At 69.3% G+C, this 25786-nt stretch carries 23 protein-coding genes; 8 read left to right on the top strand and 15 right to left on the bottom strand.

Annotation, left to right across the window (positions count from 1 at the left end):
* Positions 1-363: 363 nt before the first annotated feature.
* The 7 genes from ACF1CT_RS06090 to pdhA all read right to left on the bottom strand — a co-directional run bounded on the left by ACF1CT_RS06090 (position 364) and on the right by pdhA (position 9282).
* The gene (locus ACF1CT_RS06090; RefSeq protein ID WP_391782540.1) at positions 364-1350 is read right to left on the bottom strand and encodes an NAD(P)H-quinone oxidoreductase; all 987 of its coding nucleotides are present in this window, start codon (positions 1348-1350) and stop codon (positions 364-366) included.
* A 294-nt stretch (positions 1351-1644) separates the two neighbouring features.
* Positions 1645-2781 carry a potassium channel family protein gene (locus tag ACF1CT_RS06085; protein WP_391782539.1) on the bottom strand — a complete coding sequence of 379 codons (1137 nt, stop codon included), beginning with the start codon at positions 2779-2781 and terminating at the stop codon, positions 1645-1647.
* Positions 2739-4613, bottom strand: coding sequence for a molybdopterin-binding protein (locus ACF1CT_RS06080; RefSeq protein WP_391782644.1), 1875 nt, complete (start codon positions 4611-4613; stop codon positions 2739-2741). The genes ACF1CT_RS06085 and ACF1CT_RS06080 overlap by 43 nt, the downstream gene beginning before the upstream one ends.
* A 44-nt stretch (positions 4614-4657) precedes the next feature.
* Entirely contained in the window at positions 4658-5506 is an 849-nt protein-coding gene (locus ACF1CT_RS06075) for an NTP transferase domain-containing protein (protein ID WP_391782538.1), read from the bottom strand.
* 103 nt (positions 5507-5609) lie between these two features.
* Positions 5610-7091 (bottom strand): dihydrolipoamide acetyltransferase family protein, encoded by a 1482-nt coding sequence (locus ACF1CT_RS06070; protein ID WP_391782537.1) that lies wholly within the window; start codon positions 7089-7091, stop codon positions 5610-5612.
* Positions 7091-8122 (bottom strand): alpha-ketoacid dehydrogenase subunit beta, encoded by a 1032-nt coding sequence (locus ACF1CT_RS06065; RefSeq protein ID WP_391782536.1) that lies wholly within the window; start codon positions 8120-8122, stop codon positions 7091-7093. Before ACF1CT_RS06065 ends, ACF1CT_RS06070 begins: the two co-directional genes overlap by 1 nt.
* Entirely contained in the window at positions 8119-9282 is a 1164-nt protein-coding gene (pdhA, locus tag ACF1CT_RS06060) for a pyruvate dehydrogenase (acetyl-transferring) E1 component subunit alpha (RefSeq protein WP_391782535.1), read from the bottom strand. Before pdhA ends, ACF1CT_RS06065 begins: the two co-directional genes overlap by 4 nt.
* Before the next feature lie 263 nt (positions 9283-9545).
* On the opposite strand from pdhA, the gene ACF1CT_RS06055 reads away from it, so the two are divergent.
* Complete coding sequence (locus ACF1CT_RS06055) at positions 9546-10052, top strand: Lrp/AsnC family transcriptional regulator (protein WP_391782643.1); 507 nt, start codon at positions 9546-9548, stop codon at positions 10050-10052.
* A gap of 125 nt (positions 10053-10177) precedes the next feature.
* On the opposite strand, the gene ACF1CT_RS06050 is transcribed toward ACF1CT_RS06055, so the two are convergent.
* Entirely contained in the window at positions 10178-10771 is a 594-nt protein-coding gene (locus ACF1CT_RS06050; RefSeq protein ID WP_391782534.1) for a TetR/AcrR family transcriptional regulator, read from the bottom strand.
* A 123-nt stretch (positions 10772-10894) separates the two neighbouring features.
* Between ACF1CT_RS06050 and paaN the strand changes: the two genes are divergently transcribed.
* Positions 10895-12595, top strand: coding sequence for a phenylacetic acid degradation protein PaaN (gene paaN / locus ACF1CT_RS06045; RefSeq protein ID WP_391782533.1), 1701 nt, complete (start codon positions 10895-10897; stop codon positions 12593-12595).
* 312 nt (positions 12596-12907) lie between these two features.
* Here the strand turns inward: paaN and ACF1CT_RS06040 are convergent, their stop codons facing one another.
* From ACF1CT_RS06040 to ACF1CT_RS06030, 3 genes are all read right to left on the bottom strand, one after another.
* Complete coding sequence (locus ACF1CT_RS06040; protein WP_391782642.1) at positions 12908-13528, bottom strand: TrmH family RNA methyltransferase; 621 nt, start codon at positions 13526-13528, stop codon at positions 12908-12910.
* A 248-nt stretch (positions 13529-13776) separates the two neighbouring features.
* Positions 13777-15075, bottom strand: coding sequence for an HTTM domain-containing protein (locus tag ACF1CT_RS06035; RefSeq protein WP_391782532.1), 1299 nt, complete (start codon positions 15073-15075; stop codon positions 13777-13779).
* Positions 15072-15953, bottom strand: coding sequence for a DUF5819 family protein (locus tag ACF1CT_RS06030; RefSeq protein WP_391782531.1), 882 nt, complete (start codon positions 15951-15953; stop codon positions 15072-15074). Before ACF1CT_RS06030 ends, ACF1CT_RS06035 begins: the two co-directional genes overlap by 4 nt.
* Positions 15954-16083: 130 nt before the next feature.
* On the opposite strand from ACF1CT_RS06030, the gene paaA reads away from it, so the two are divergent.
* From paaA to ACF1CT_RS06000, 6 genes are all read left to right on the top strand, one after another.
* A complete protein-coding gene (gene paaA, locus ACF1CT_RS06025; RefSeq protein WP_391782530.1) occupies positions 16084-17088 on the top strand; it encodes a 1,2-phenylacetyl-CoA epoxidase subunit PaaA in 1005 nt (334 codons plus the stop codon).
* Complete coding sequence (gene paaB, locus ACF1CT_RS06020) at positions 17085-17375, top strand: 1,2-phenylacetyl-CoA epoxidase subunit PaaB (RefSeq protein ID WP_391782529.1); 291 nt, start codon at positions 17085-17087, stop codon at positions 17373-17375. Before paaA ends, paaB begins: the two co-directional genes overlap by 4 nt.
* A complete protein-coding gene (gene paaC / locus ACF1CT_RS06015) occupies positions 17372-18073 on the top strand; it encodes a 1,2-phenylacetyl-CoA epoxidase subunit PaaC (protein ID WP_391782528.1) in 702 nt (233 codons plus the stop codon). The genes paaB and paaC overlap by 4 nt, the downstream gene beginning before the upstream one ends.
* Positions 18067-18579, top strand: a complete 513-nt coding sequence (gene paaD / locus ACF1CT_RS06010) for a 1,2-phenylacetyl-CoA epoxidase subunit PaaD (protein WP_391782527.1) — start codon at positions 18067-18069, stop codon at positions 18577-18579. The genes paaC and paaD overlap by 7 nt, the downstream gene beginning before the upstream one ends.
* Positions 18580-19638 carry a 2Fe-2S iron-sulfur cluster-binding protein gene (locus ACF1CT_RS06005; RefSeq protein WP_391782526.1) on the top strand — a complete coding sequence of 353 codons (1059 nt, stop codon included), beginning with the start codon at positions 18580-18582 and terminating at the stop codon, positions 19636-19638. It begins immediately after the preceding gene.
* A 294-nt stretch (positions 19639-19932) separates the two neighbouring features.
* On the top strand, positions 19933-21213 hold the full coding sequence (locus ACF1CT_RS06000; RefSeq protein ID WP_391782525.1) for an acyl-CoA dehydrogenase family protein: 1281 nt from the start codon (positions 19933-19935) through the stop codon (positions 21211-21213).
* Positions 21214-21313: 100 nt separating this feature from the next.
* Here the strand turns inward: ACF1CT_RS06000 and ACF1CT_RS05995 are convergent, their stop codons facing one another.
* From ACF1CT_RS05995 to ACF1CT_RS05980, 4 genes are all read right to left on the bottom strand, one after another.
* Positions 21314-21658: a rhodanese-like domain-containing protein gene (locus ACF1CT_RS05995; RefSeq protein ID WP_391782524.1), complete on the bottom strand. Its 345-nt coding sequence runs from the start codon at positions 21656-21658 to the stop codon at positions 21314-21316.
* Positions 21659-21704: 46 nt separating this feature from the next.
* Positions 21705-22724: a J domain-containing protein gene (locus ACF1CT_RS05990; RefSeq protein ID WP_391782523.1), complete on the bottom strand. Its 1020-nt coding sequence runs from the start codon at positions 22722-22724 to the stop codon at positions 21705-21707.
* A gap of 58 nt (positions 22725-22782) precedes the next feature.
* Positions 22783-24339: a DUF2252 domain-containing protein gene (locus tag ACF1CT_RS05985; protein ID WP_391782522.1), complete on the bottom strand. Its 1557-nt coding sequence runs from the start codon at positions 24337-24339 to the stop codon at positions 22783-22785.
* Positions 24340-24565: 226 nt separating this feature from the next.
* Complete coding sequence (locus ACF1CT_RS05980) at positions 24566-25741, bottom strand: hypothetical protein (RefSeq protein ID WP_391782521.1); 1176 nt, start codon at positions 25739-25741, stop codon at positions 24566-24568.
* Between the last annotated feature and the right edge of the window lie 45 nt (positions 25742-25786).

The following is a 25786-nucleotide window of genomic DNA, read 5'->3' as shown; positions in this document are numbered from 1 at the left end:
GGCCTCGCCCGGCCTCGCCCCGGGGCTCGAACGAGTCCTCGCACTTGATCACTCGGACGACCGGTGACTGCCGTACGCGCGAGCGGCCTTCGGCTGAGCGTGTGCTCCGACCGAGGAACACACGACGCTCAGCACGAAGGCCGTGAGTGCGTACGGATCCGTCGTCCTCACGTCCTCCGCGAGAATCCGCGGGGGTCCCCGGGAATCCGGGAGAATCCGCTCGCGAAACCGTCCCGCTTCAGGGGTGAGTTCACCACCCGACGCGGGGTGCGTCTCTTCCTCAGGAAGAAACGCACCCCTCAAGATGCAAGCCGAAGTGCAGACGCGCCCACCCGGACACACCGCACGAGCACACTGTGCAGGTCAGCCTGCGGGGGCCCGCAGCAGTACCTTTCCGATGTGTGTGCTGGACTCCAGCACCCGGTGGGCCTCGGCGGCATCCTGCATCGGCAACGAACGGTCCACGACGGGCCGGACGACACCATCGGTGATCAGCGGCCAGACGTGCTCGCGTACAGCCGCGACGATCGCCGCCTTCTCGGCGAGCGGACGCCCCCTCAACGAGGTCGCGGTGACGGCGGCCCGTTTGTTCAGCAGAGTGCTCAGGTTCAGCTCTCCCTTGGCGCCGCCCTGGAGGCCGATGATGGCCAGTCGACCGTTGACAGCGAGCGCCTTGACGTTGCGGTCCAGGTACTTCGCCCCGACGATGTCGAGAATGACGTCCGCACCCGTGCCGTCCGTCGCTCTGCGCAGCTCCTCGACGAAGTCCTGTTCCCGGTAGTCGATCAGGATGTCGGCTCCGAGTTCCGCACACCGCGCAAGCTTCTCCGGACCACCGGCGGTCACGGCGACGCGTGCCCCCACGGCCTTGGCCAGCTGGATCGCCATCGTGCCGATGCCGCTGGACCCGCCGTGCACCAACAGCGTCTCGCCGGGCCTGAGATGGGCCACCATGAACACGTTCGACCAGACCGTCGCCGTCACTTCGGGCAAGGCCGCGGCCGACACCAGATCGAGACCGTCCGGCACCGGCAGCAGTTGTCCCGCGGGTACGGCGACCTTCTCCGCATAGCCGCCACCGGCAAGCAGCGCGCACACCTCGTCGCCGACCGACCAGCCACTGACACCGGGACCGATCGCCGAGACACGGCCTGCGCACTCCAGGCCTGGGTACGGGGACGCGCCCGGCGGCGGGTTGTAGAACCCCTGCCGTTGCAGCACGTCCGCGCGGTTGACGGCGCTGGACACCACATCGACGAGGACCTCGCCCTCGCCCGCCACCGGATCGGGCACCTCCGCCCACACCAACGCCTCGGGGCCGCCGGATTCGGGGATCGTGATCGCATACATGGCGGCGAGGCTACTCCGTGGCACAGGCACGACGACATCGTGACGCGGACCGGACACAGCACCGGGGCCAAAGGTCCCGGCCACGGGCTACGGGCCGCAGCCCTCAGCCACAAGCCCCGACCACGGGCACGGGCCCGGCCCCGAGCAACAGACGCGGGCCCCGAGTACGGCCACGGACCCCGAGTACAGACACCGGCCCGATGATGAGCACGAGTCCCGACCACATGGGGCACAGGCCCCCGACCACATGGGGCACAGGCCCCTGACCGCATGGGCACGGGTCACGGGCCCCTGCTACAGGCGAGGGCCGCCCGGTGCCGGATGGTTCACCGGCGGTTCCTTCGAGGCGCGCACGATGGTGATCAGTCGGTCCGTCAACTGCAACGGACTGGCCGCCGGGTCGTCGTAGGCGAGCAGCCGATGCCCACGCAGCACGCTCACCACAAGATCATCGGTCTCCCGCACGCTCTTGCCCACCTCGGCCTTTATCACCGGCCGTTCGACGAGATCCAGCCCGCTGCCCTGCTGGATCAGGTCCTCCATCACCGTGCCCGCGCTGGGGCTGAGAACGGAGAGTCCGAGCAGCCGACCGGCCGCGCTGGCACTCGTGATCACGGCATCGGCACCGGACTGCCGCAGCAGAGGAGCGTTCTCCTCCTCACGCACCGCGGCAACGATCTTCGCTCCCCGGTTGAGTTGCCGTGCCGTCAATGCGACCAGCACCGCCGTGTCGTCACGCTGGGTGGCGATGATGATCTGCCGCGCCTTCTGGAGTTCGGCCCGCAGCAGCACGTCGCTGCGCGTCGCATCACCGACCACACCCACGTACCCCTCGGCATTGGCGATCTCTATCACCTTGGACGCCGGATCGACGACAACGATCTGCTCGCTCCTCAGGCCGGTGGCACGCAGGGTCTGGATGGCCGAACGACCCTTCGTACCGAAACCGACGACAACGGTGTGGTCACGCAAGTTGCTTCTCCAACGCTTCAGCCGGAAATCCTCCCGAGTCCGTTCCGTGAGGACCTCAAGAGTGGTGCCGACCAGAATGATCAGGAAGAGCACCCGCAGTGGTGTTACGAGCACCACATTGATGAGCCGGGCGCTGTCGCTGTACGGGGTGATGTCGCCGTAGCCGGTCGTGGAGAGAGTGACTGTCGCGTAGTACACCGAGTCCAGCAGATCGACCTTGCCATCGGCGGCGTCGTGATATCCCTCACGATCGACCCAGACGATCAGCACGGTGATGGCGAGCACCAACAGCGCCATCAACAAGCGCTTGGCGACCTGCCGTGCAGGCCGGTCGACGACCCTGCGCGGGAGCTGCACCCGTGTGGGTACGACATGCTCGTCCGCCCGCCTGGCCATCGCATCGTGGCCGGGAAGTTTCACGTGAAACACCCTTCCGTCCACGGCATCGCCGAGGCCCACGGTAGTTCTATGAGCTCCACCTCGGTGCCGGACCGTACCCCGCCCGGTGGCACCACGACCAGTCCGTCCGCCACAGCAATTCCCCGGAGCATCGCCGGACCGCTGTAACGCAGTGGTACGACGTGCTCCGCAGTGCCGTGCACCACAGGCACCAGGCGGGTGTCGTGCGGGTGCCCGGACACTTCGTCGCGGACGACGACCCGGTAGGGCTCTTCCTGAACGTGGCCGGCCAGCCCGCGAAGCAACGGCTCGGCGAGCGTGAGGAGCCCGGACACGGCGGCCAGGGGGTTACCGGGCAGCCCGACGACGTACCGGCTGCCCTTGATGCCCTTCCCGCCGAGCCCGGCCAGTCCGGCCAGCAGCATCGGGTGACCGGGGCGGACGGCGACTCCGTCGACCAACAATTCGGCGCCGAGCCCCGACAGAACCGAGTGCACGTGGTCCACCGGGCCCGATGCCGTCCCACCTGTGGTGATGACAAGGTCCGCCGTGAAGGTGGTGAGAGCGCGCCGGAGAGCCGTCGCGTCGTCGCCGAGGTGCTGCGGAGCGGAAACGGAGGCGCCCAGAGCCCGGAGCCAGGGGCCGATCATCGGCCCGAGCGCGTCACGAATCAGCCCCTCGTAGGGCAGGCCACTGGTCAGCAGTTCGTCGCCGAGGACGAGAACATCGACACGGGGACGAGGAACAACGGCCAATTCGTCGTACCCGGCGGCGGCGGCCAGCCCCAGAACCGCGGGTGTCACCACGACTCCGGGAGAGAGCAGCCGCTCCCCGCGGCGGCACTCCTGGCCCTGTGGCCTGATGTCCTGCCCGGGGTGCACCTGGTACCGAGCGTGGAGCAGCCCTCTGGCCTCATCGACGTGACCGTGTTCGCTGCGGATCACGGCATTGGCATCCACCGGGATGCGTGCACCGGTGGCGATCCGCACGGCGGCACCGTCGGGCAGCCTGGCGGATGCGTGGTGTCCGGCAAGGATCCCCCGGGCCGGATGTGGGCACGATCCCGCGACCGTCCCAGCACTCGCCTCCGTATCCGGGCCCTCCTTCTCGGACCCTGCGGACTCAGGGATGTTCCACGGTCCCGGACCGGTGACGACCCAGCCGTCCATGGCAGAGGTGTCGAAGGGAGGCAGATCAGTGAGTGCGACGAGCGGGTCGGCCAGAACGTGCCCGAGTGCCTGGCCGAGCGAAAGGCGTCGGACACGGCCGGGAACGGCACGGCCCTCCCGAGCGGCAACAGCGCGCGCCTCATGCCAGGACGCCGTCCACCCGGCTCGCCCCCGGCTGCGGGAGCGGTCGGCCTCGTGGTTCGAGATCGGGAAGCGCGTGCCGGGCGCGCACGCCACCGTGGGGTCGGACTGCTCGGCAGTGCGCCCCGGCCCGGTGGAAGAGGGCTGACGGGCGGAGTCCTCCCCGTCGGCGAAAGGACGCCGCTCTGTCGCACGTTCCCGGTCCTCGGACGGATTCCGGTCCGCCGGATACCGGTCCGCCGGATACCGGTCCGCGGATGGAGGATGTTCTGTGAGACAGGGCCGGTCCGCGGAAAGGGACCAGTCCGCAGGAAGAGGCTGATCCGCGGAAAGGAACCAGTCCGCAGGAAGGGGCCGGTCCGCGGAAAGGGACCGATCCGTGGGAAGAGGCCGGTCCGCGGGGCGCGGCTCACCTGCCGACTGGTTCCTGACCAGTGCAAGGGCTTGCTCGACAGCGCAATCCACCTCGTCGACACACGCCGCCTCCGGCGCCGGGCGTTCCTGTTTCCCTCCACCCGACGATCGAGCGTCTCGCCCCGGAGGGGTTTCCTCCGAGGCGGCTGCGGCATCCTGCGACGGCATGTCGCCGGTCGCCGGAAGGGGGGTGCCCCCACCCACCGGGACTGTCATCGACTCTCGTTCTCGTCCGCCCACCGCAGGGCCAGCGCGGCAGCCCTACGAGCGGCCTCGGCCACCGCTTCCGTACTGTCGCCGTCACCGCTCGCCTTCGCCGCCGCGTATCCGACCAGGAAGGTCGTCAGGGGAGCGGCAGGTCGGGCGACACCGTGCGCGGCATCACGGGCGAGATCGAGCAGGACGTCGGTGTCGACGTCGAGTTCGATTCCCAGTTCGTTCTTGACTGAGGTGATCCATTCGTCCAGCACGGTCCCATGTTCTCTGATACGGGCACGGGCCGCCGCGATGTCCTCCCAGGTGTCGCAGTCGAAGGAAGCCAGCGGCCCGGCCGCCACCTTTACGAGGTCGAGCTCTTCCGTCAGCAACCTCAGCGGCAGCCCGGACAGACCACCGTGCTCGGTGGCGATCAGAGCGAGCTCGCGGCGCAGCGGTTCGGCGCGGTAGGCGGCGACGAGGGGCTGATCGCGGCCCTCCCGGTCAGTGCACAGGGCTCCCTCCCGTCTGCCGCCGTCGACAGCGCCCAACAGCTCCGCGACGGTGCTCTGCGCGAAGAACGGCAGATCCGCGGAGAGCACCAGAACCCATTCCGCACGGGTATGGCGGATCCCGGCGCCCAGGGCGGCCAACGGCCCGCCGCCCGGCGGTTCCTCACGCGTCCACGTCACAGGGCGAACGGTGGGCCTGCGACCGCCCACGACCACGGTGTTCGAGGCCCCCGCGCAAGCCACGAGCACCCGGTCGAGCAGCGTCCGGCCGCCGACCCGTATCCCGGGTTTGTCGGCGCCGCCGAGCCGTTCGGCGGCGCCTCCGGCAAGAACGATGGCGTCATACACGGTCATGCGTCCGAGTATGCGGGCCGCGGCCTGCCCCGTAACCCCGTACCCCCACACACGCCCTCGGAGGATCCGCGGACGACGGCGACGAAGAGCCGCGGTCCCTCCGCTACAGCGTGCGCAGCAGGATCGCCGGTTGCTCCACGCTGTCGGCCACGTAGCGCAGGAATCCACCCGCCGTACCACCGTCACAGACCCGGTGGTCGAACGTCAGCGAGAGTTGGACGACCTGACGCACCGCGAGCTCGCCCCGGTGCACCCACGGCTTGGGCACGATCCGGCCGACACCGAGCATCGCCGCCTCCGGATGGTTGATGATCGGCGTCGACCCGTCGACGCCGAACACCCCGTAATTGTTCAGCGTGAACGTGCCGCCTGTCAGTTCTGCCGGGGTGAGCCTCCCTGTCCGGGCCGCCTCGGTCAGCCGTGCGATCTCGGCCCCGATCGACTCCGCGTTGCGGGCCTGTGCGTCTCGTACGACCGGGACGACCAGCCCCCGCTCGGTCTGGGCCGCGAAGCCCAGATGGACCTCCGGCAACCGCACTATCTCCCGTGCTTCCGAGTCCACCATGGAGTTGAGGTCGGGGAATCGGGCCAGAGCCGCGGTGCAGATACGTGCCAGCAGAGCGAGCACCGACACCTTCGGCCCGGCTGCCGAACCGTCCGCGGCGTTCATCGCGGCTCTGGCCGCCATCAGCTCCGTGGCATCGGCATCGACCCAGCACGTGGCATCGGGGATCTCCCGTCGGCTGCGCGCCAACTTGTCTGCGACCGCCCCTCGGACGCCCCGCAACGGGAAGCGCTCCGCGCCCGGGAGAGCGTCTCGGCCCGCCGACGGCTGCCGTGCCGTGGAAGGTGCGGGTGAGGCGGCAACCGGATGTGGTGCCAGGGACATCGGCGTCTCCGAGGCCCCCGCCGACGCTGTCTCCGAGACCCTCGCCGACGCTCTGATCACGGACTCGACATCGGCCCGCAGAATGAGCCCGTCGGGCCCGGAACCCGTCAGCCTCCGCAGGTCGAGGCCATGCTGTCGTGCCAGCTTCCTCACCAGGGGTGACACCACCGGCACCGGCCCCTGTGCCGCGTCCGGGGCAGTGGTGGGGACCGCCGCCCGGGCCGCACCGGCCGACGCGGCCCTCTCCCGCGCGATGCCCGGTGCCGCCCATGCCTGGGGACGGACTCGGCGGCGGCGTGCCGTCGGTGCTCCCGTTCCGTACCCGACCAGCACGTTGCCGGATGCCTCGGCCGCACCGCTCCCGGACGCCTCGGACCCCACGGATCTCCCGCTCTCCGCGTTCCTCCCGCTCTCCCCGGTCCCGTTCCTCCCGCTCGTCCCGCTCTCCCCGGCTCCCACCGCCACCGTCAGCAGCGGTGCCCCGACCGGAAGTTCCGTCCCCTCCTCACCGAACCGCGCCGTGACCACGCCCCCGTACGGGCACGGAACCTCCACCATCGCCTTGGCCGTCTCGACCTCGACCACCGGCTGGTCGATGGTCACGACATCGCCGATCTCCACCAACCAGCGAACGATCTCCGCCTCGGTGAGCCCCTCACCGAGGTCCGGCAGTTTGAATTCGAGTACCTGGGCCATCAGTTCTCCGCCTCCCACTGCAGGCGGGCGACCGCGTCGAGCACCCGGTCCACGCCCGGCAGGTGGTGCCGTTCCTGCATCGGCGGCGGGTAGGGGATGTCGAACCCGGCGACCCGCAGCACCGGCGCCTCCAAGTGGTGGAAGCACTGCTCGGTGACCCGGGCCGCTATCTCGCCGCCGGGACCGCCGAAGCCGGAGGACTCATGGACGACGACCGCGCGTCCCGTACGCCGCACGGAGGCCGTGACGGTCTCGTCGTCGAACGGCACAAGCGAACGCAGGTCGACGACTTCGAGATCCCAGCCTTCCTCGACAGCGGCTTCCGCCGCCTCCATGCACACCGGCAACGACGGTCCGTAGGTGATCAACGTCGCGCTGCGTCCGGCGCGGCGGACGACAGCCCGGCCGATCGGTTCCACAGCCGCCGGCGCGTCGGGAGACCAGTCGGATTTCGACCAGTAGAGCCGCTTCGGCTCCATGAAGACCACCGGGTCGTCGGAGGCGATCGAGGCCCTCAGCAGCCCGTACGCGTCCTCGACCGTGGCAGGCGTGACGACATGCAGGCCGGGCGTGGCCATGTAGTACGCCTCCGAGGAATCGCTGTGATGCTCGACCCCGCCGATCCCGCCGCCGTAGGGCATCCTGACCGTGATCGGCAGCGGCATGGCGCCACCCGTCCGGTTCCGCATCTTCGCGACGTGGCTGATGAGCTGCTCGAACGCCGGGTAGGCGAAGGCGTCGAACTGCATCTCCACCACCGGCCGCAAGCCGTACATCGCCATGCCGACAGCCGTGCCGAGTATGCCCGCCTCGGCCAGCGGCGTGTCCGTGCAGCGGTCCTCGCCGAACTCCTTCACCAGCCCGTCGGTGATCCGGAAGACCCCGCCGAGTGCGCCGACGTCCTCCCCGAGCACGTGTACCGAGGGGTCCTCGGCCATCGAGTCACGCAACGCCCGTCCGAGGGCCTGCGCCATCGTGGCCGGTTTGGCCTTCGTCGTCCGTGTCCCGGCCGGCACCGCTGCGGTGGTCATCGCCCCTCCTCCGTTTCGTCACGCGTGTGCTGGTCCTGCCCGGCCTCCAACTCGACGCACAACCGGGCGGCCTGCTCCCGTAGTTGCGTGGTCCGTTCCGCATAGACATGGGCGAACAGGTCCATCGGGTCGAGCACCGGGTCGGCATTCATGCGCTCGCGCAGCGCCGCCGCCATCCGTTCGGCGTCCGCGCGTGCCTCCTCCATCCCGTCATCGCCCAGCAGCCCCCGCCCGGTCAGCTCCCGTTCCAACAACTGGATCGGATCATGCGCCCGCCACGCCTCCACTTCGCTGTCGGCGCGATATCGAGTGGCGTCGTCGGCGTTCGTATGGGCGTCCATGCGGTACGTCACCGCCTCGACGAGCGTCGGACCGCCTCCGCTCCGTGCCCGTGCCACCGCTTCACCGAGAACCTGGTGCACGGCGGCCACGTCGTTGCCGTCCACCAGGCGGCCCGGCATTCCGTACCCCACGGCCTTGTGCGCCAGGGACGGCGCGGCGGTCTGCTTCGCCAGCGGTACCGAGATCGCGAAGCCGTTGTTCTGCACGAGAAAGACGACCGGGGCCTGCCACACGGCGGCGAAATTGAGCGCCTCGTGGAAATCCCCCTCGCTGGTGCCGCCGTCACCGACCATGGCCAGCGCCACGACATCGTCACCGCTGAGACGTGCGGCGTGCGCCAGGCCCACGGCGTGCGGCAGCTGGGTGGCAAGCGGTGTGCACAGGGGTGCGATGCGGTGCTCGCGCGGGTCGTACCCGGTGTGGCGGTCGCCGCGCAGAAGCGTCAGCGCCTCGACCGGGTCCAGACCGCGGGCCACGGCCGCCAGCGTGTCGCGGTAGCTCGGAAAGAGCCAGTCCCGGTCCTCCAGGACCAGCGCGGCCGCTATTTCGCAGGCCTCCTGCCCGGTGCTCGACGGGTAGACAGCGAGCCGCCCCTGCTTGGTGAGTGCGGTGGCCTGTGCGTTGTACCTCCGGCCGCGGACCAGCTCCGCGTAGAGCCGGAGCAGCAGCTCGGGATCGGCATCGCCCACGGCATCCGTACCGAGAACGCGGTACGGCTCGGGGTCCGGGAGCAGCGGCGCGGGATCGGTGAGCGGCTTCCAGGCCGGGGGCGGCGTGGGGTGGTGGGCAGCCGCGCCGGGCAGCTCTTGGACCGTCATGACAAGCACCTCCTGGCATCGAGGGGTTCCGAGCGGTAACTGTCGGCATCGGCGATGGCCCGCTGCCGAAGGATGTCGAAATACATCGAAATGTCGAGCGGTGTTCGAGGCGCGGTTGTGGCGTGCCTCACCTACCGATTGTTCGGTCGTGAGCGCATTTTGGCTACAGGCACCTTCAGCCTGTGGACAAACGGTTCTCCACAGCCTGAGATAGGGGCAGGTCGTCCAGGACGGGGAGGCGCGGGCACATGACAGCTGAACAAATGGCCGACGGGACCGGGGACCCCGGTCAGCTCCCTCCCGCACGCCCGCTCGACGCCATCGACCGCGACATTCTGCGATTGCTCCAGACGGACGGACGGGCGTCGATACGCTCGGTGGCCGATCGTGTCCACGTGTCCCGGGCCAACGCGTACGCCCGCATCAACCGGCTCATCGACGACGGCGTGATCCGCGGTTTCGGTGCCCGTGTCAACCACGAGCGGGCGGGGCAGGGCGCATCCGCCTACATCACGCTCAAGATCGTCCAGAATTCCTGGCGCACCGTTCGCGAGCAGCTCCAGGCCCTGCCGGGCGCCACTCACATCGCACTCGTCAGCGGCGACTTCGATGTCCTGCTGCTGGTGCACACCCCGGACAACCGGTCACTGCGCGAGTTGGTCCTGACGAAGATCCAGGCCATCCCGGAAGTGCTTTCCACCCGCACGCTTCTCGTGTTCGAGGAGACGGACCTGGCCCCCGGCCCGGACAGGCCCACCGAGCTCACCTGACACGCGTCAGACACCGGTGCGGGAAACCGAGCACGGAGCGAAGAACCGACCGGGGCCGGCCGTCAGAAACCCGCGAGCCGTGCCCCGCACCCCGGATTCTCACCGACCACCCCTTCGGCCGGAGCTCACCGACTGGACCGCATCCCCTCGAAGGCCACCCGGACGAGCGTGTCGGCCAGCATCTCCCCGTCGACGCCGCCGTCCGGCTGCGGCCGGTACCACTCCACCAGAGAATTGACCATTCCGAACAGCAGCCGCGTCACCAGCCGTATGTCCACGTCGGAACGGAGGTCCCCGTCCGCGACGGCCGCCCCGAGCAGATCGGTCACCCGCTGGTCGAACTCGCGTCGACGCTCCATGGCCCAGCGCTCGGTCTTCGTGTTGCCGCGCACGCGCAGCAGCAGGGTCACATAGGGAAGTTCGGCTATCAGCACGTCAACGGTGCGGCGCGTGACGTATTCGACGCGCTCGATCGCCCGTCCGCACGTCGCCCCCGGCTCGTCGAGAATCCCGAAGAGCCCGTCCAGCGCCCGGCTCACCGCACGGCGGAGAAGTTCCTCCTTGCCCGCGACGTGGTGGTAGATGGAGGACTTGGAGATGCCCGCCGCCTTGGACAGATGCTCCATGGACGTGCCGTCGTAGCCGCGCTCGTTGAAGACACGCACGGCAACGGTGAGCAAGGTCTCCGGGGTGTATGTGTCCCGCTTGGCCGTGGTCATGTCCGCGATCCTCCCCTACGCGTTGTCCACAGGTATGGCGGGCCCCCTTGTCCCGACCGATCGTTCGGTTACTCTAACTCTGTCCGCCCGTTCCTGCCCAGCTCGATGAGGAGTTGGTCCGTCATGGCCGCCGAGCTCACCCCGCACCTGCTTTCCGAGAAGCACCGCCCCACGCTCGACCAGGCCCTCGACGCGATCCGCTCGCGTGCCTACTGGTCCCCGCATCCCGAGCATCCGAAGGCGTACGGCGAGGGTGGTGCCCCCGGCAGCCTGAGCGCCGCCGAGGGCAAGGCGGCGTTCGACACCGTCCTGCACACCCGCCTCGACCTCGGCCAGCCCGGCACCGACGGCTGGACGGGCGGCGAGATCTCTCCGTACGGTCCCGAGCTGGCCGTCGAGTATCCGCATGCCGACCTGGACGTCCTGCTTCCCGCGATGCGCGAGGGAATGGGCCCCTGGCGCGCGGCGGGGCCGGAGGTCAGGGCCCTGGTCTGCTTGGAGATCCTTTCGCGGATCAGTGCCAGAACCCATGAGTTCGGCCATGCCGTGATGCACACGAGCGGGCAGGCCTTCATGATGGCGTTCCAGGCGGGTGGCCCGCACGCCCAGGACCGCGGGCTGGAAGCCGTGGCGTACGCGTACGCGGAGCAGGTCCGTACCCCGCGAAGCGCCGACTGGTCCAAACCGCAGGGCAAACGCGACCCGCTCCGACTGCACAAGTCGTTCATCGCGGCCCCGCGCGGCATCTCGCTCCTGATCGGCTGCAACACGTTCCCCACGTGGAACGGCTATCCGGGCCTGTTCGCGTCCCTGGCCACCGGCAATCCCGTGCTGGTCAAGCCGCACCCACGTGCCGTGCTCCCGCTCGCGCTCACGGTGCAGCTGGCCCGCGAGGTGCTCGTCGAAGCGGGCTTCGACGCCAATCTGGTCGCCCTGGCCGCCGAACGGCCGGGGGAGGGCATCGCGAAGACCCTCGCCGTGCGCCCCGAGATCAAGATCATCGACTACACGGGGTCCACCGCCTTCGGTGACTGGCTGGAGGCCAACGCGCGCCAGGCCCAGGTCTACACGGAGAAGGCCGGGGTCAACACGATCCTCATCGACTCCACCGACCAGTACCAGGGCATGCTTGCCAACCTGGCCTTCTCCCTCTCGTTGTACAGCGGCCAGATGTGCACCACCCCTCAGAACCTGCTCATTCCCCGTGACGGCATCTCGACCGACGTCGGCGACAAGACGTTCGACGAAGTCGTCGTCGACATCGGCGCCGCGGTGAACGGCCTGCTGGGCGACGACGGGCGCGCGAGCGCCCTGCTCGGTGCCCTCGTCAACCCCGACGTGAAGACCCGTCTGGAAGGAGCCGCAGAACTGGGCGACGTCGTCCTGCCGTCCCGCGAAGTGGCCAACCCGGAATTCCCCGACGCCGTGGTGCGCACCCCCACGATCGTCAAACTGGACAGCACGAAGCCGGACGACGCGGATCACTACATGTCGGAGTGCTTCGGGCCGGTCTCCTTCGCCGTGGCGGTCGACTCGACGCCCGACGCCGTGGAACTGCTCCGCCGCACGATCCGCGACAAGGGCGCCATGACGGTAGGCGCCTACACCACCTCGCCGGAGGTGGAACGTGCCGTGGAGGACGTCTGCCTCGACGAGTCGGCCCAGCTGTCACTGAACCTGACCGGAGGGGTGTACGTGAACCAGACCGCCGCGTTCTCGGACTTCCACGGCTCGGGCGGCAACCCGGCCGCGAACGCGGCCCTGTGCGACGGAGCCTTCGTGGCGCAGCGCTTCCGCATGGTGGAGGTCCGCCGCCAGGCGTGATCCCGCAGGTCGAACAGTCCGGAGCCGGGGCGCCCTGCCCACAGGTCGACCGAGGCCGAAGCAACAGTCACACATGGTGAACGACTGCGGGCGGCCGGCTGCGGACGGACAGACGGCTTGCCGCAAACCGACAGACGGGCGGTCGGCTGCGGTCGGGCAGACGGACGGCAGGACAGACAGACGACGGGCAAGCAACCGCGCAAGCTGAGGCAGACCAGCGAGAAGGGCGGGGCCTCGCAAGGTGGGCCTCGCAGGGCGGGAGGGGCGGTTCCGGCACAAGCGCTCCTCCCGCCTCGTCCCGCCCTCTCCGGGTCAGAGCTCCGGCATCGGCCCCGGGTCCGGAATCACCGCGTACCGCTGCACCCATGCGTGCATGGCGATCGCGGCCGCGGCGCCCGCGTTGATCGATCTCGTCGACCCGAACTGCGCGATGGAGCACACCATGGCCGCGTGCTTGCGGGCCTCCTCGGTGAGCCCGGGGCCCTCCTGCCCGAAAAGCAGTACACAGCGACGTGGCAGTTCGGTCCGTTCCAGTGGCACCGCGCCCGGCAGATTGTCGATACCGATGATCGGCAGCCCCTGCGTCGCCGCCCATGCGGTCAGCGACTCCGTATCGGGGTGGTGCCGCACATGCTGGTACCGGTCGGTGACCATCGCCCCTCGACGGTTCCAGCGCCGCCGCCCCACGATGTGGACCTCCTTTGCGAGGAAGGCGTTCGCGGTGCGCACCACGGAACCGATGTTGAAGTCGTGGCCCCAGTTCTCGACCGCCACATGGAAGTCGTGCCGTCGCGGGTCCAGGTCGGCGACGATCGCCTCCCGCGTCCAGTAGCGATAGGCGTCGCTCACATTGCGCCGGTCGCCATGGGCGAGCAACTCGGGATCGTAGCGCGCGTCGTCGGGCCAGGGCAGCGGATGGGGCCCGACACCGATCTGCGTTCCGTACCCTTCGTCGTACTGCGCCGGTTCCTCGGTGGGGCCGGGGTCCGCGGCCGTACCGGGATCACCGTTCGGGCCCCGGCCCCCCGCCCGTCCAAGGCCGCCGCCCGTCGGGGAAGTGCGGGACGATTCGCGCCCGGAGGCCTCCTCGCCCCTCACTTTTCCGCCGTCGCCGATCCCGCCGGTTCCGCCGTTCCCGTTGATGTGACCGGACCCGCCGGTACTGCTGCCGCTCTCGCTACTCACCCGACGAGCGTATGGCCCCCGCCGCCACTGCGCTGCGGGGCCTCGTCGTCATCGATGGCCCGCCTCTGAGCGGGCACCTTGCTCCCGCGCCCGAACAGCCTCCTCCGTCCGAGGCTCGCCCGGTTGCCCAGCCACACCAGAAAGACCGTCGGCAGGAACACGGAGTCGGCCGCGATCATCGCCATGGAGAAGAAGGGCAGGCCGAGCAGCAGGGCGATGCCCGCGTGCTCACAGATCATGACGACGATCAGGATGTTCTTGACCCGCCGGTTGAGCAGGGTGAAGGGGAAGGCGACCTGAACGATGACGGTGCCGTACGTCAGCAGCATCACCATCACACCGTTGGAGGCGAGGATGTCCGACAGGGCGGGCCACGGCGTGAAGTAGTCGAGCTTCAGCGGGTAGTAGAGCGCGGTTCCGTCCTGCCACCGCGATCCCTGGATCTTGTACCAGCCTGCCGTGGCGTAGATCACACACACTTCGGCCATGATCACGACGAGTGTCACGTTGTGGACGAGGTTGGCGACCACATCGAGCAGGATGCGCGCTTCGCTCTGCTGGGCACGCCGGTTCAGGATCCACCAGCACCCCTGGCCGGCCCAGAGGAACCAGAGGAGGGTCGGCAGCCACCAGGTGCCACCGAGGCCGCCGGTCGCTGTGGCCGCGATCAGGACCAGACCGAGTACGCCCCACAGGACGGGGCCGACCACATCTCCTCGCACCGTCTTCCCGGAGGGGTCTGCCGCCACCGCCGCCGGCGGCGTACCCGCGTCCGCGTCGGTGCCCACGTCCGCCCGAGCGGCAGCGCGCGCCGCTCGGGCGCTTCGCAGGGCGTCCAACGACCAGACCTGTCCGCAACGCGTCAGCACGAGATAGATGGCCATCAGGTGGATGACGTTGTCGCCGCCGTCCCCCATGAAGATGCTGCGGTTCTGCAGGGAGAGCACCCCGGCCATGAAGAGGACCGACATGGCGCGGGTGCGCCAGCCGACCATCAGCAGCGCCGCCGAGAGCACCGTGACCGCGTACACGATCTCGAACCAGACGGCGCTGTCGGACCACATGAGCGCGGTGAAGGCCTGGTTGCCGGATATCAGCTGCTGCGCCATGTCCCAGCGCCACGGGGCGTCGGGGCCGTACATCTCATGCCGGTTCGGTACTTCACGCAGCAGGAACAGCAGGTACGTGGCGGAGATGCCGATGCGGACGACAGCACTCTGATACGGCCCGAGAGCCGTGGAGGTGATGCGCTGGATGCCGCGGGCAAGCTTGCGGTCGAACGTGTCCGTACTCACTTGTCGGCCCCCTCGGCGCCCTTGGGGAGGTCGTCCTCGGTCACGGTCCACCACGGCAGCTCCCAATAGGACGGCTCCGTGCTGACCCGCTCGTTGCTCCACGGCGGCGCCGCCACGGTCCGCGCCTCGGAACGGAGCTGGATGCGCTCGATGGTGCCGCCGTAGTCGTGCTCGCTCAGGCGCAGCATCGCGAGGCGCCGCATGTAGCGCTCGGAGAGCTCACCGCGCAGGCCGTTCGCCCGGTTCTCGCGATCATGGGAATTGAGGTAGAAGTCCCAGCCTCGGCGCAACTCGTTCTGATGGATGTGGCTGGGGAGGAGATTTCCGCGTATCGCCTTGCCGTCCTCGGCCGACAGGCTCATCCACGACGTGGTGCGTTGTCCGTCGGCGCCCACCACCACGGCACGTACGTGGATGGACACGTTCTGCTGGAGCGGATTCGGGGCGAACAGCTTCCAGTTCCGTTCGAACTCCGGATAGATCCACTCGTCCACCGCTTCACCGTGCTGCTTGGTCAGGGTGTTGGAGGGCGCGACATGCAGGAAGATCATGGCCAGATGGCCGCAGGCGATCAGCCCGATGACCGACAGCGTGATCGCCGCGGCGACCTGGTACGGAAGCGACAGCGCGGCCATGCCGCCCCCGGAACCGACCGCCGGGGTCGGAGCCGGAACCCGGTCGGGTGAAGCGGCCGGCCCCGAGGGCGGGCCCGGAACCGGAGCCGGGCCCCGGTCCGAGACCGGGGGAGAAGCCGGCACCGAAACGGGGAACGGGGCCGGGAGCGCCTCCTCGTCCCGCCCCGCCGCACCTTCCCGTCCGTCCCCCGGTCCGGCGCTCCCGCTGCCGCTTTCGCCGCCCGCGTCGTCGTACGAATCCATCCCAGAATCCATCCCGCCCCGATCCCCGTCGATCCCGGTGAGTTATCCACAGGGTTGACACCCTACGGGCCGCCGACTAACCATTGAAGACAATGAACCGAACGATCGGTCGGTCGGTAGGGAGTCCGGGATGACGGCAGTGACTGCGGGCCAGACGGCACAGACGGGAAGGGAGGACCCCGAAGCGGCGGACGAGGCCCTGAAGGCGGCTTTCGACGCCGCCGTGGCCGCGGACGAGCGCATCGAGCCGCGCGACTGGATGCCGGATGCGTACCGTGCCTCACTGATCCGGCAGATGGCGCAGCACGCCCACTCCGAAATCATCGGCATGCAGCCGGAGGCCAACTGGATCTCGCGAGCGCCCTCGCTGCGCCGCAAAGCCATCCTGATGGCCAAGGTGCAGGACGAGGCAGGCCATGGCCTCTACCTGTACAGCGCCACGGAGACGCTCGGCGCCAGCCGCGAGGAGTTGCTCGACAAGCTCCACGCGGGCAAACAGCGGTATTCGTCGATCTTCAACTACCCCACGCTGACCTGGGCGGACGTCGGCGCGATCGGCTGGCTCGTCGACGGTGCCGCGATCACCAACCAGGTGCCGCTCTGCCGCTGCTCCTACGGCCCCTACGCCCGGGCGATGGTGCGCGTCTGCAAGGAGGAGTCCTTCCACCAGCGTCAGGGGTACGAGCTGCTTCTCGCGCTCAGTCGCGGCACCACGGCCCAGCACGAAATGGCCCAGGACGCGGTGAACCGCTGGTGGTGGCCCTCCCTGATGATGTTCGGCCCGCCGGACGACGCGTCGGCACACTCGGCGCAGTCGATGACGTGGAAGATCAAGCGCCATTCCAATGACGAGCTGCGTCAGCGTTTCGTGGACATATGCGTCCCGCAGGCCGAGGCACTGAAACTCACCCTTCCGGATCCGGACCTCCGGTGGAACGAGCAACGTGGGCACCACGACTTCGGGGCGATCGACTGGCAGGAGTTCCAGGAGGTCCTCAAGGGCAACGGCCCGTGCAACGAGGAGCGCCTCGCTCAGCGCCGCAGGGCGCACGAGGAAGGCGCCTGGGTCAGGGAGGCCGCGGCCGCGTACGCCGCGAAGCACACGCCGGTAAGGAACGGGGAGGCGGCAGCATGAGCGGTTCGACCGAATGGCCACTGTGGGAGGTGTTCGTGCGTTCGCGCCGAGGCCTGTCCCACACCCACGCGGGCAGCCTTCACGCCCCGGACGCGGAGATGGCCCTGCGCAACGCCCGAGATCTGTACACACGCCGATCCGAGGGCGTCTCCATCTGGGTCGTTCCCTCCTCACAGATCACGGCCTCGTCGCCGGACGAGAAGGACTCCTTCTTCGAGCCCGCAGGAGACAAGCCGTACCGGCACCCGACCTTCTACGAGATCCCCGAGGGGGTGAAGCACCTGTGAGCGCGGCACTCGCCCTCGGGGACGACGCGCTGGTGCTCTCGCACCGGCTGGGGGAATGGGCAGGCCACGCCCCCGTACTGGAGGAAGAGGTGGCTCTGGCCAACATCGCCCTGGACCTGTTGGGACAGGCCCGGATACTCCTCTCCCTCGTGGGGGACGAGGACGAATTGGCCTATCTGCGGGAGGAACGCGCCTTTCGCAACGCCCAGTTGGTCGAACAGCCGAACGGCGACTTCGCCCACACCATCGCCCGCCAGCTCTACTTCTCCACTTACCAGCACCTGCTGTACGAACAACTGGCAACCGGGGACGGGCCGTTCGTCGGCCTGGCGGCGAAGGCTGTCAAGGAGGTCGCCTACCACCAGGACCACGCGGAGCACTGGACTCTGCGGCTCGGCGACGGAACACCCGAAAGCCATGAACGGATGCAGCGCGGGGTGAACGCTCTGTGGCGGTTCACCGACGAGTTGTTCCAGCCCGTCGAAGGTGTGGACGTCGACGAGGCTTCGCTGCGGAAGGGCTGGCTGGAGTCCGTCACCGGGGTACTCCGGCGCGCCACTCTCACCGTGCCGGAAGGACCGCGGCGCGGAGCGTGGACGGCGGGAGCGGGACGCCAGGGCATCCATACCGAGCCCTTCGGCCGCATGATCGCCGAAATGCAGCATCTGCATCGCAGCCATCCGGGGGCGACATGGTGACCGGAACACCTCTCGAAAACGAACTGCACCGGTTGGCGGGCTCCGTACCCGATCCCGAGCTGCCCGTGCTGACCCTCGACGAGCTGGGAGTGGTACGTGGTGTGGACGTGGTCGCGCCCGGCCGGGTCACCGTACGCCTCACCCCGACGTACACCGGCTGCCCGGCGATCGAGGCCATGTCCGCCGACATCGAACAGGTGCTGCACGACCACGGCATACCGGATGTCTCCGTGATCACCGTGCTCTCACCGGCGTGGTCGACGGACGACATCAGTGCGGAGGGGCGGCGCAAGCTGGCGGAGTTCGGCATCGCGCCCCCGCGCCCGCGCGACGTCACGGACAGCACCCCCGGGAAGGGCCCGGTACCGCTCGCGCTTTCCGTACGGTGCCCGCACTGCGGCTCGACCGAAACGGAGCTGTTGAGCCGGTTCTCCTCCACCGCCTGCAAGGCACTGCGCCGGTGTGTGACGTGTCACGAACCGTTCGACCACTTCAAGGAGTTGTAGATGTTCCATCCGCTCCGGGTCCACGCGATCGAACGGCTCACTGACGATTCGGTGGCCGTCACTCTCGCCGTGCCGCCCGAGCTGCGCGAGACCTTCCGCCACAAGCCCGGGCAGCACCTCAACGTGCGCTACGCCGCCGATGGCGAGGAGATCCGCCGCTCGTACTCGATCTGTTCCCCGGCCACCGACGACGCGGCCGATCCAGTAGTGCGGATAGGGATTCGGCTCGTCGACGGCGGCACGTTCTCCACCTACGCGCTGAAGGAACTCGCCGTCGGCGACCTGATCGAGGCCATGCCTCCCACGGGCCGTTTCGTGCTCATACCGCGTGCCGGGCGCTTCGCGGCGATCGTCGGTGGCAGCGGCATCACCCCGGTGCTCTCGATCGCGGGAACCCTGCTGGAGCGGAAGCGCGACGCCACGTTCTGCCTGATCCGAAGCGACCGCACAGCGGGATCGACGATGTTCCTGGACGAGGTCGCCGATCTGAAGGACCGATACCCGGACCGGTTCCAGCTGGTAACGGTGCTCTCCCGGGAGGAACAGCAGGCAGGTCTGCCCTCGGGCCGACTGGATCGTGACCGGCTCGACACGCTTCTTCCGGCACTGCTCCCGGTGACGGAGGTGGACGGCTGGTTCCTGTGCGGGCCCCTCGGGCTGGTGCGTGCCGCCGAGGACGCGCTGCGCGGCCTCGGCGTCGACCGGACGCGCGTCCACCAGGAAATCTTCCATGTGGACGACGGCCCGGCCGCACCCGCCCGCCCCGGCCCCGATGCCCCCGCCCACAGCAGACTCACGGCAACACTGGACGGCCGCTCCGGCACATGGCCTGTACAGGACGGCGACTCCCTGCTGGAGACCGTCCTGCGCAGCCGATCCGACGCACCGTACGCGTGCAAGGGCGGAGTGTGCGGAACCTGCCGGGCGTTCCTGGTATCGGGCGAGGTCCGGATGGACCGCAACTTCGCGCTGGAACCCGAGGAGACCGACGCCGGGTACGTGCTGGCATGCCAGTCGCATCCGGCCACCCCGGAAGTGGAGCTGGACTTCGACCGCTGATCACGACTCTCGCCCACCGCACACCTCCGGACCGCCCACCGCACGCCTGGAACCGCCCATCGCACGCCTCCGGAATGTCTCTGCCGAGCGCCTCCGGATCACCCGCCACGACCGCCCCTCATCGACCCCCGCCGCCTCTCACCGCCTCTCACCGCCTCTCACCGCCTCTCACCGCCTCTCACCGCCCAAGTCAACGCGTCGTCTCCACCTGTTCCCTTCTCATAGAACGTGTTCTATCTTGACGGCCCGTCAGCTTTGGGTGCGGGAGCAATCGTTCACGGGAGGCCGGGGCACATGGACTTCACCTTCACCGAGGAGCAACAGGCGGCCGTGGAAGCGGCAAGGGCGGTCTTCTCGAACGTCGTGCCCGACGGCGTTCCCAGTCCCGCCCTGGTGCCTGGCGCGGTGGCGCAGGACATCGACCGGCCGCTGTGGGCACGGCTCGCGGCGGGAGATCTGCTGAGCCTTACGCTGCCAGCGGAGCATGGTGGGGCGGGGCTCGACCTCGTCGCGCTCTGTCTGGTGCTGCGGGAGTCCGCCAAGGTGCTCGCACGGGTACCGCTGCTGGAGACGTGCGCGGTCGCGATGGCCCTCCGCCGTTATGGCACCCCGGAGTTCGCCGCCGAACTGCTTCCGCCGGTCGGGCGTGGTGAGTTGGTCCTCACCGCCGGGGCCAACGGCCGCTCCGGCCATGATCCCGCGGAACTCGCCGTCACCGCTCGTCGGACGGTCCGGGCGACGAACCCCGCCCGGCAGGGAGACGGCCCCCATGGCAGAGGTCCGAACAGCAGGCATCCCGTCGATGGTGCCGAGGACTCCGCCGTCGGCAACGCGCGAGGGACCGCCCCCGCGACCACCCGTGGCAACGACGACAACGCCGACGCCTGGGTGCTCGACGGGGTGCAGTCGGGCGTGCCGTGGGCACAGTCCGCGGACCTGATCGCGGTACCCGCTGTCACGGAACGGGGCCGGGCCGTCGTCGCACTCGTCCGGACCTCCCTCGAAGGCGTCACCTTGGCCGAACAGGTCTCCACCAACGGCGAACCGTTCGCCGAGGTTCGGCTGGACTCCGTACACATCGACAGCAACGCGCTGATCGAGGACGAGGGGGCCTGGGAGTGGCTACGGGCCCTGCTCACCACCGGGACATGCGCACTCGCGCTGGGTCTGGGCGAAGCCGTACTCGCCATGACCAGTGAATACACCGGCAAGCGCGAGCAGTTCGGCTTTCCGATCGCGACCTTCCAGGCCGTAGCCGTACAGGCCGCGGACCGCTACATCGACCTGCGGGCCATGGAAGTCACGCTCTGGCAGGCGGCCTGGCGGCTCTCCACCGGTGCCGGAGGTGCTCTGCCCGTCGAGGGAGACGTCGCCGTGGCGAAGATCTGGGCCTCGGAGGGGGTACGGCGAGTCGTGCAGACGGCACAGCACCTGCATGGTGGCTTCGGCGCGGACACCGACTACCCCCTGCACCGTTTCCATGCCTGGGCGAAACAGATCGAGCTCTCTCTCGGCCCGGCAGCCGCGCACGAGGAGGCATTGGGAGATCTCCTGGCCGCACAGCCACTTCTCTGACCTCCGCCGGCACCTCGTACCCGCCCCTGCCCCCGGCCGGACAGGCGCACGACCGGACAGGCGCGCAGGCGCCGTACCCCGTGCGGAAAGCCGGATCGTGTCAGAGCACGAACGCCTGGCTGCCGTTCTCCGTGACCATCGGACGTCCGGCGCCCTCCCAGGCGATCATCCCTCCGTCGATGTTCACGGCGTCGATCCCCTGTCCCACCAGATACTGCGTGACCTGGGCCGACCGTCCGCCGACCCGACACATCACGTGCACGCGCCGACCGTCCTCGACGGCCTCGGTCAGCTCACCGAAGCGACCCACGAAGTCGCGCATCGGAATGTGCAGGGCGCCCTCGACATGGCCGGCCGCCCATTCGTCGTTCTCCCGGACGTCCAGCACAAGGCCGTCCGACGGAACCGCCGCGACATCCACCGAGGGCAGCGGGGCGAAATTCATGGGACATGCCTTCTCTCGTATGTACGCTCCTGAGACACCGGAAACGCTACTGCACCATCCCGGCCAGCTCCTCCTCGCGCCGGGCGACCTCGCCCAGCAGTTGCTCCGCGATCTCGTCGAGCAGCCGGTCCGGATCATCGGGCGCCATCCGCAGCATGGACCCGATCGCACTCTCCTCAAGCTCCTTCGCCAGTACCGTCAGGAGTTCCTTGCGCTGGGTCAGCCAGTTCAGCCGGGCGTAGAGGTGCTCGCTCTCGTTCAGCTCCGCCTCCGGCACCGACGGCCCGGAAGCCCATTCCTGCGCCAGTTCCCTCAGCATCGCCTCGTCCCCGAGTCCGTAGGCGGCGTTGACGCGGGTGATGAACTCCTCCCGGCGTGAGCGCTCCGTCTCGTCCTGGGCCAGGTCCGGGTGGGCCTTGCGCGCCAGCTCGCGGTAGAGCTTGCGGGCCTCCTCGGTCGGCCGTACCCGCTTGGGCGGACGGACCGGCTGATCGGTCAGCATCGCCGCCGCCTCCGGAGACAATCCATCGGAGTCGATCCACTCGTGGAACAACTCGTCGACCCCCGGCATCGGCATCACGACCGCCCGTGCCTCCTGCGCCTTGCGAAGGTCTTCGGGATCACCGGTCCTGGCGGCCCTGGCCTCGGCGATCTGTGCGTCGAGCTCGTCGAGACGGGTGTACATCGGTCCGAGCTTCTGGTGGTGCAACCGGGAGAAGTTCTCGACCTCGACCCGGAAGGTCTCCACCGCGATCTCGAACTCGATCAGCGCCTGCTCCGCCGCCTTCACGGCCCTGGCGAGCCGCGCCTCGGGTCGGGCTCCCTCGGCGGCCCCCGCCGCAGCCCCACCGGCCTCGGAGCCCCCACCGGCCCCGGCGGCAGCACCCGCCCCCGGCACACCACCGGCCGCCCCGTCCTGCCCCTTCGGCTCGGACTGCCCATTCGGCTCGGACTGCCCGTCCGGCCCTGGCTGCTCAGCGTGTGCATGCTGCTCGTACTGCCGGTCGTTGTCCTGCCGGTCTTCGTCGTTCCGGGTGGTCGGCACCCCGGCGGCTTCGTGGGTCACCTGTCCAGCGTATGGCCCTCTTCCCGGCCGCAGGACACACGGTGGCGCAACGGTGCCCTCACACGCCCGGCTCAGCGGCTATCCGGCCCGAGCCGATGGCCCGCACCAACTCCGCATGGTCCGCTTCCGTACGGTCCGCATAGGTCACCGCGAACGCGGCCACCGCCTCGTCCAGTTCGTCGTTCTTGCCGCAGTAGCCCGCGATCAGCCTCGGATCGACGCTGTGCGCGTGGGCCCGTGCCAGCAGCGCACCGGTCATCCGGCCGTAGTCGTCCACCTGGTCGGCCGCCAGGCCCGCCGGGTCCACACTGCCCTTTCGATTCCTGAACTGCCGCACCTGGAAGGGGCGTCCGTCCACCGTGGCCCAGCCCAGCAAAATGTCGCTGACGACCTGCATCCGCTTCTGCCCGAGCACCACTCTGCGCCCCTCGTGCGCCACGTCCGGCACATCGAACCCGACAGCCGACAGGTACGGCGCCAGTACCGAGGGCCGCGCCTCCTTCACCTGCAGCACCAGGGGCTCGCCCCGGTGATCGAGCAGGAGCACCACGTACGACCGGGTACCGACGCTCCCCGTGCCGACCACCCGGAACGCCACGTCGTGAATTGTGTACCGGCCGAGGAGCGGAACCAGCTCCTCCGAGATCGTGCCCAGGTAGTCGCCGAGTCCGACCACCACCGCCGCGGCCTCCGTGTCCGGTACCCGCCGCAGCACAGGTGGTGTGTCGGCGAAGCGGCGCCCGCCGTCGCCGGAATCCTCGGTGGACCTTGCCGCGAAACGGGCGCTGGTGTTGTTGCGGGCCTTCCGGGAGACACGTTCCAGCGTGCCGAGCAGATCTCGCGCATCCGTGTGAGAGACAAGTTCCTCGTCCGCGATGGCGTTCCAGGCGTCGAGCGCGGGAAGCCGGGCCAGCAGCCGCATGGTCCGCCGATACGCACCTACCGTGTCGTACGCGCCCCGGCGGCAGGTCTCCTCATCCGCCCCGGCCTCCCGACCGGCCAGCACCAGAGAGGTGGCAAGCCGCTTGAGGTCCCATTCCCAGGGGCCGAAAGCCGTCTCGTCGAAATCGTTCAGATCGATGACGAGGCTGCCCCGCGCATCGCCGTACAGGCCGAAGTTGGCGGCGTGCGCGTCACCGCAGAGCTGAGCTCCCACCCCGCTGACCGGTGTTCCCACGAGATCGTGCGCCATCAGTCCCGCCGAGCCCCGCAGGAAGGCGAACGGGGTGGCCGCCATCCGCCCCACCCGGATCGGGGCGAGAGCGGTCACTCTGCCCAGGCTCGACTCCTCGACGGCTCGCACAGCATCGGGCCGCCCGGCCGGAAGGGCCAAGGAGGAGTGGGAGGACCTGGGCACCCTGTCCCGCAGCGCCTTGCCCACGGCCTTGGGCGAGGGCGACCGGGAACCGCCGCCGTCCGCAGCGGACCCGTCATCCGCCCGGACGGCGAATCCGGGCACGACCGGAATGCGTGGACGGTCCGCCCCACCCCGACGGTCCGCCGCGCCCCGTCGGTCCGGCCCACCCCACCGATCCGCCCCACCCCGACGGTCCGCCGCGCCCCGGCGGTCCGGCCCACCTCGCTGGTCCGGCACTGTCACTTCGATGTCACGCATGGCGCCCCCCGGCATCGTCCTGCGCACCCGGCCCGTGCCGGTCTGTCGCAGATCAATTGCGCGCAGATCAATTGCGACGACGCTACAACCGGTATCCCAAAGCCGTCTCCCCTGTGGAAAACTCTGTGGAAAACCCATCTTTCCGTGGATGAGCACCCAGGATCCGCTCGGGAACCGGCCTCGGACGGACATCCGAACCAACACGCGAGCCGGCTCGGGCCACGCCTCAGACGCCGACCGCTTCCTCCAGCTCTTCCTGCAGTTCCCCATCACGCTCCCCGTCGCGCGCAACGCCCCGGTTCCGGGCCCTGCCGTGCCGCCCATGCCCGTGCGGTTCCCCGCCCCCGACCGATCCGGCGCCGGCCAACCCATCGACCGTGGCCACCCCATCGGCCGTGGCCACCGCCGCGGCCGCCTTCCGCCGCCTGCCCTCGGCCAGACCGGACAGGCCCATCACCACCAGACCCAGAACGAACCAGAGCGCCAGGACCAGTATGTTCCGGCCAAGTTCGTGGCCACCGAAGTACACGTGGCTCCGTACGCCCTCGACGAAGCCCGCCCCGTTCCAGAAGGAGTGGAGCGCACCGAAGAAGCCGGGCTGCAGCTCGGGCCGGAAGATCCCGCCGGAGCTGGTGAAGTTGAGCATCACGAACAGCACCATCACACCGAGCGTCGTCCATCGCTTCAGGAAGGTGTGGAGCCCGACACCGATCATCAGGATGCCCGCCGAATACAACCAGGCCATGGCCCACAGACCACCGAGTCCGTGGTCCACGAGCCCGAACAGCGGATCGGCGAACACCGCCCCGATCACACTCACCACCAGGGACGCGGCGACCGCCAGCGCGGCCCTGATCCGCAACGCAAGCACCGCGCCCGCACCACCGATCACCGCGACCGACGCGTAGGAGCCGATGCTCACCGCGACCAGCAGGAAGAAGATGCCCTGCCCGGTGGGATCACCGTCGGCGGTCGGGGCCGTGTCGGTCACCTTCAGCGGATGTCCGTGTTCGGCCGCGACTTTCGTGAAAACCTTCTCGACCACTGTGGCGCTGGTATCGGAGGACGCGCTCGCCACCAGCAGCTCCGGGTGCTTACCGGGCAGGTAGGCGCCGTAACTCGCCTGGGTTCCCAGGTGGTTCACGGCAGTCGCACGATCCGGAACCGTACGCACACTCAGCGCACCGTCGCCCGTGTCCTGCAAGGTCTGCGCGAGCAACCGCGCGCTCGGCCCCGACCCGACCACGTCGACGCGCAGGTCGTGCGGCTCAGGGGCGTGGAACGCGCCGAGGTAGGCGAGCCCCATGCCGATGCACATCAGCAGCGGCGTGACGAGGTGGCCCAGCACATGACGCAGGGCGGCGGCGGTGGAGCCGGCGGCGGCATCCGGGCCTGAGGACATCCGGGAATCTCCAATTGGTTGGCTTTTACAACTCAATCTCGTTGT

It is taken from the genome of Streptomyces sp. NPDC014734 (genome assembly GCF_043083325.1).
Taxonomy (GTDB): domain Bacteria; phylum Actinomycetota; class Actinomycetes; order Streptomycetales; family Streptomycetaceae; genus Streptomyces.
Note: the sequence above shows the minus strand (reverse complement) of the source record. Positions and strands in the feature narration are given on the sequence as shown.

What these genes read in the sequence shown, in the direction of transcription:
- ACF1CT_RS06090 (WP_391782540.1), bottom strand. Translation starts at nt 1,350, where the DNA reads ATGTATGCGATCACGATCCCCGAATCCGGCGGCCCCGAGGCGTTGGTG.
- ACF1CT_RS06080 (WP_391782644.1), bottom strand. Translation starts at nt 4,613, where the DNA reads ATGCCGTCGCAGGATGCCGCAGCCGCCTCGGAGGAAACCCCTCCGGGG.
- ACF1CT_RS06075 (WP_391782538.1), bottom strand. Translation starts at nt 5,506, where the DNA reads ATGACCGTGTATGACGCCATCGTTCTTGCCGGAGGCGCCGCCGAACGG.
- ACF1CT_RS06070 (WP_391782537.1), bottom strand. Translation starts at nt 7,091, where the DNA reads ATGGCCCAGGTACTCGAATTCAAACTGCCGGACCTCGGTGAGGGGCTC.
- ACF1CT_RS06065 (WP_391782536.1), bottom strand. Translation starts at nt 8,122, where the DNA reads ATGACCACCGCAGCGGTGCCGGCCGGGACACGGACGACGAAGGCCAAA.
- pdhA (WP_391782535.1), bottom strand. Translation starts at nt 9,282, where the DNA reads ATGACGGTCCAAGAGCTGCCCGGCGCGGCTGCCCACCACCCCACGCCG.
- ACF1CT_RS06055 (WP_391782643.1), top strand. Translation starts at nt 9,546, where the DNA reads ATGGCCGACGGGACCGGGGACCCCGGTCAGCTCCCTCCCGCACGCCCG.
- ACF1CT_RS06050 (WP_391782534.1), bottom strand. Translation starts at nt 10,771, where the DNA reads ATGACCACGGCCAAGCGGGACACATACACCCCGGAGACCTTGCTCACC.
- paaN (WP_391782533.1), top strand. Translation starts at nt 10,895, where the DNA reads ATGGCCGCCGAGCTCACCCCGCACCTGCTTTCCGAGAAGCACCGCCCC.
- ACF1CT_RS06030 (WP_391782531.1), bottom strand. Translation starts at nt 15,953, where the DNA reads ATGGATTCGTACGACGACGCGGGCGGCGAAAGCGGCAGCGGGAGCGCC.
- paaA (WP_391782530.1), top strand. Translation starts at nt 16,084, where the DNA reads ATGACGGCAGTGACTGCGGGCCAGACGGCACAGACGGGAAGGGAGGAC.
- paaB (WP_391782529.1), top strand. Translation starts at nt 17,085, where the DNA reads ATGAGCGGTTCGACCGAATGGCCACTGTGGGAGGTGTTCGTGCGTTCG.
- paaD (WP_391782527.1), top strand. Translation starts at nt 18,067, where the DNA reads ATGGTGACCGGAACACCTCTCGAAAACGAACTGCACCGGTTGGCGGGC.
- ACF1CT_RS06005 (WP_391782526.1), top strand. Translation starts at nt 18,580, where the DNA reads ATGTTCCATCCGCTCCGGGTCCACGCGATCGAACGGCTCACTGACGAT.
- ACF1CT_RS06000 (WP_391782525.1), top strand. Translation starts at nt 19,933, where the DNA reads ATGGACTTCACCTTCACCGAGGAGCAACAGGCGGCCGTGGAAGCGGCA.
- ACF1CT_RS05995 (WP_391782524.1), bottom strand. Translation starts at nt 21,658, where the DNA reads ATGAATTTCGCCCCGCTGCCCTCGGTGGATGTCGCGGCGGTTCCGTCG.
- ACF1CT_RS05985 (WP_391782522.1), bottom strand. Translation starts at nt 24,339, where the DNA reads ATGCGTGACATCGAAGTGACAGTGCCGGACCAGCGAGGTGGGCCGGAC.
- ACF1CT_RS05980 (WP_391782521.1), bottom strand. Translation starts at nt 25,741, where the DNA reads ATGTCCTCAGGCCCGGATGCCGCCGCCGGCTCCACCGCCGCCGCCCTG.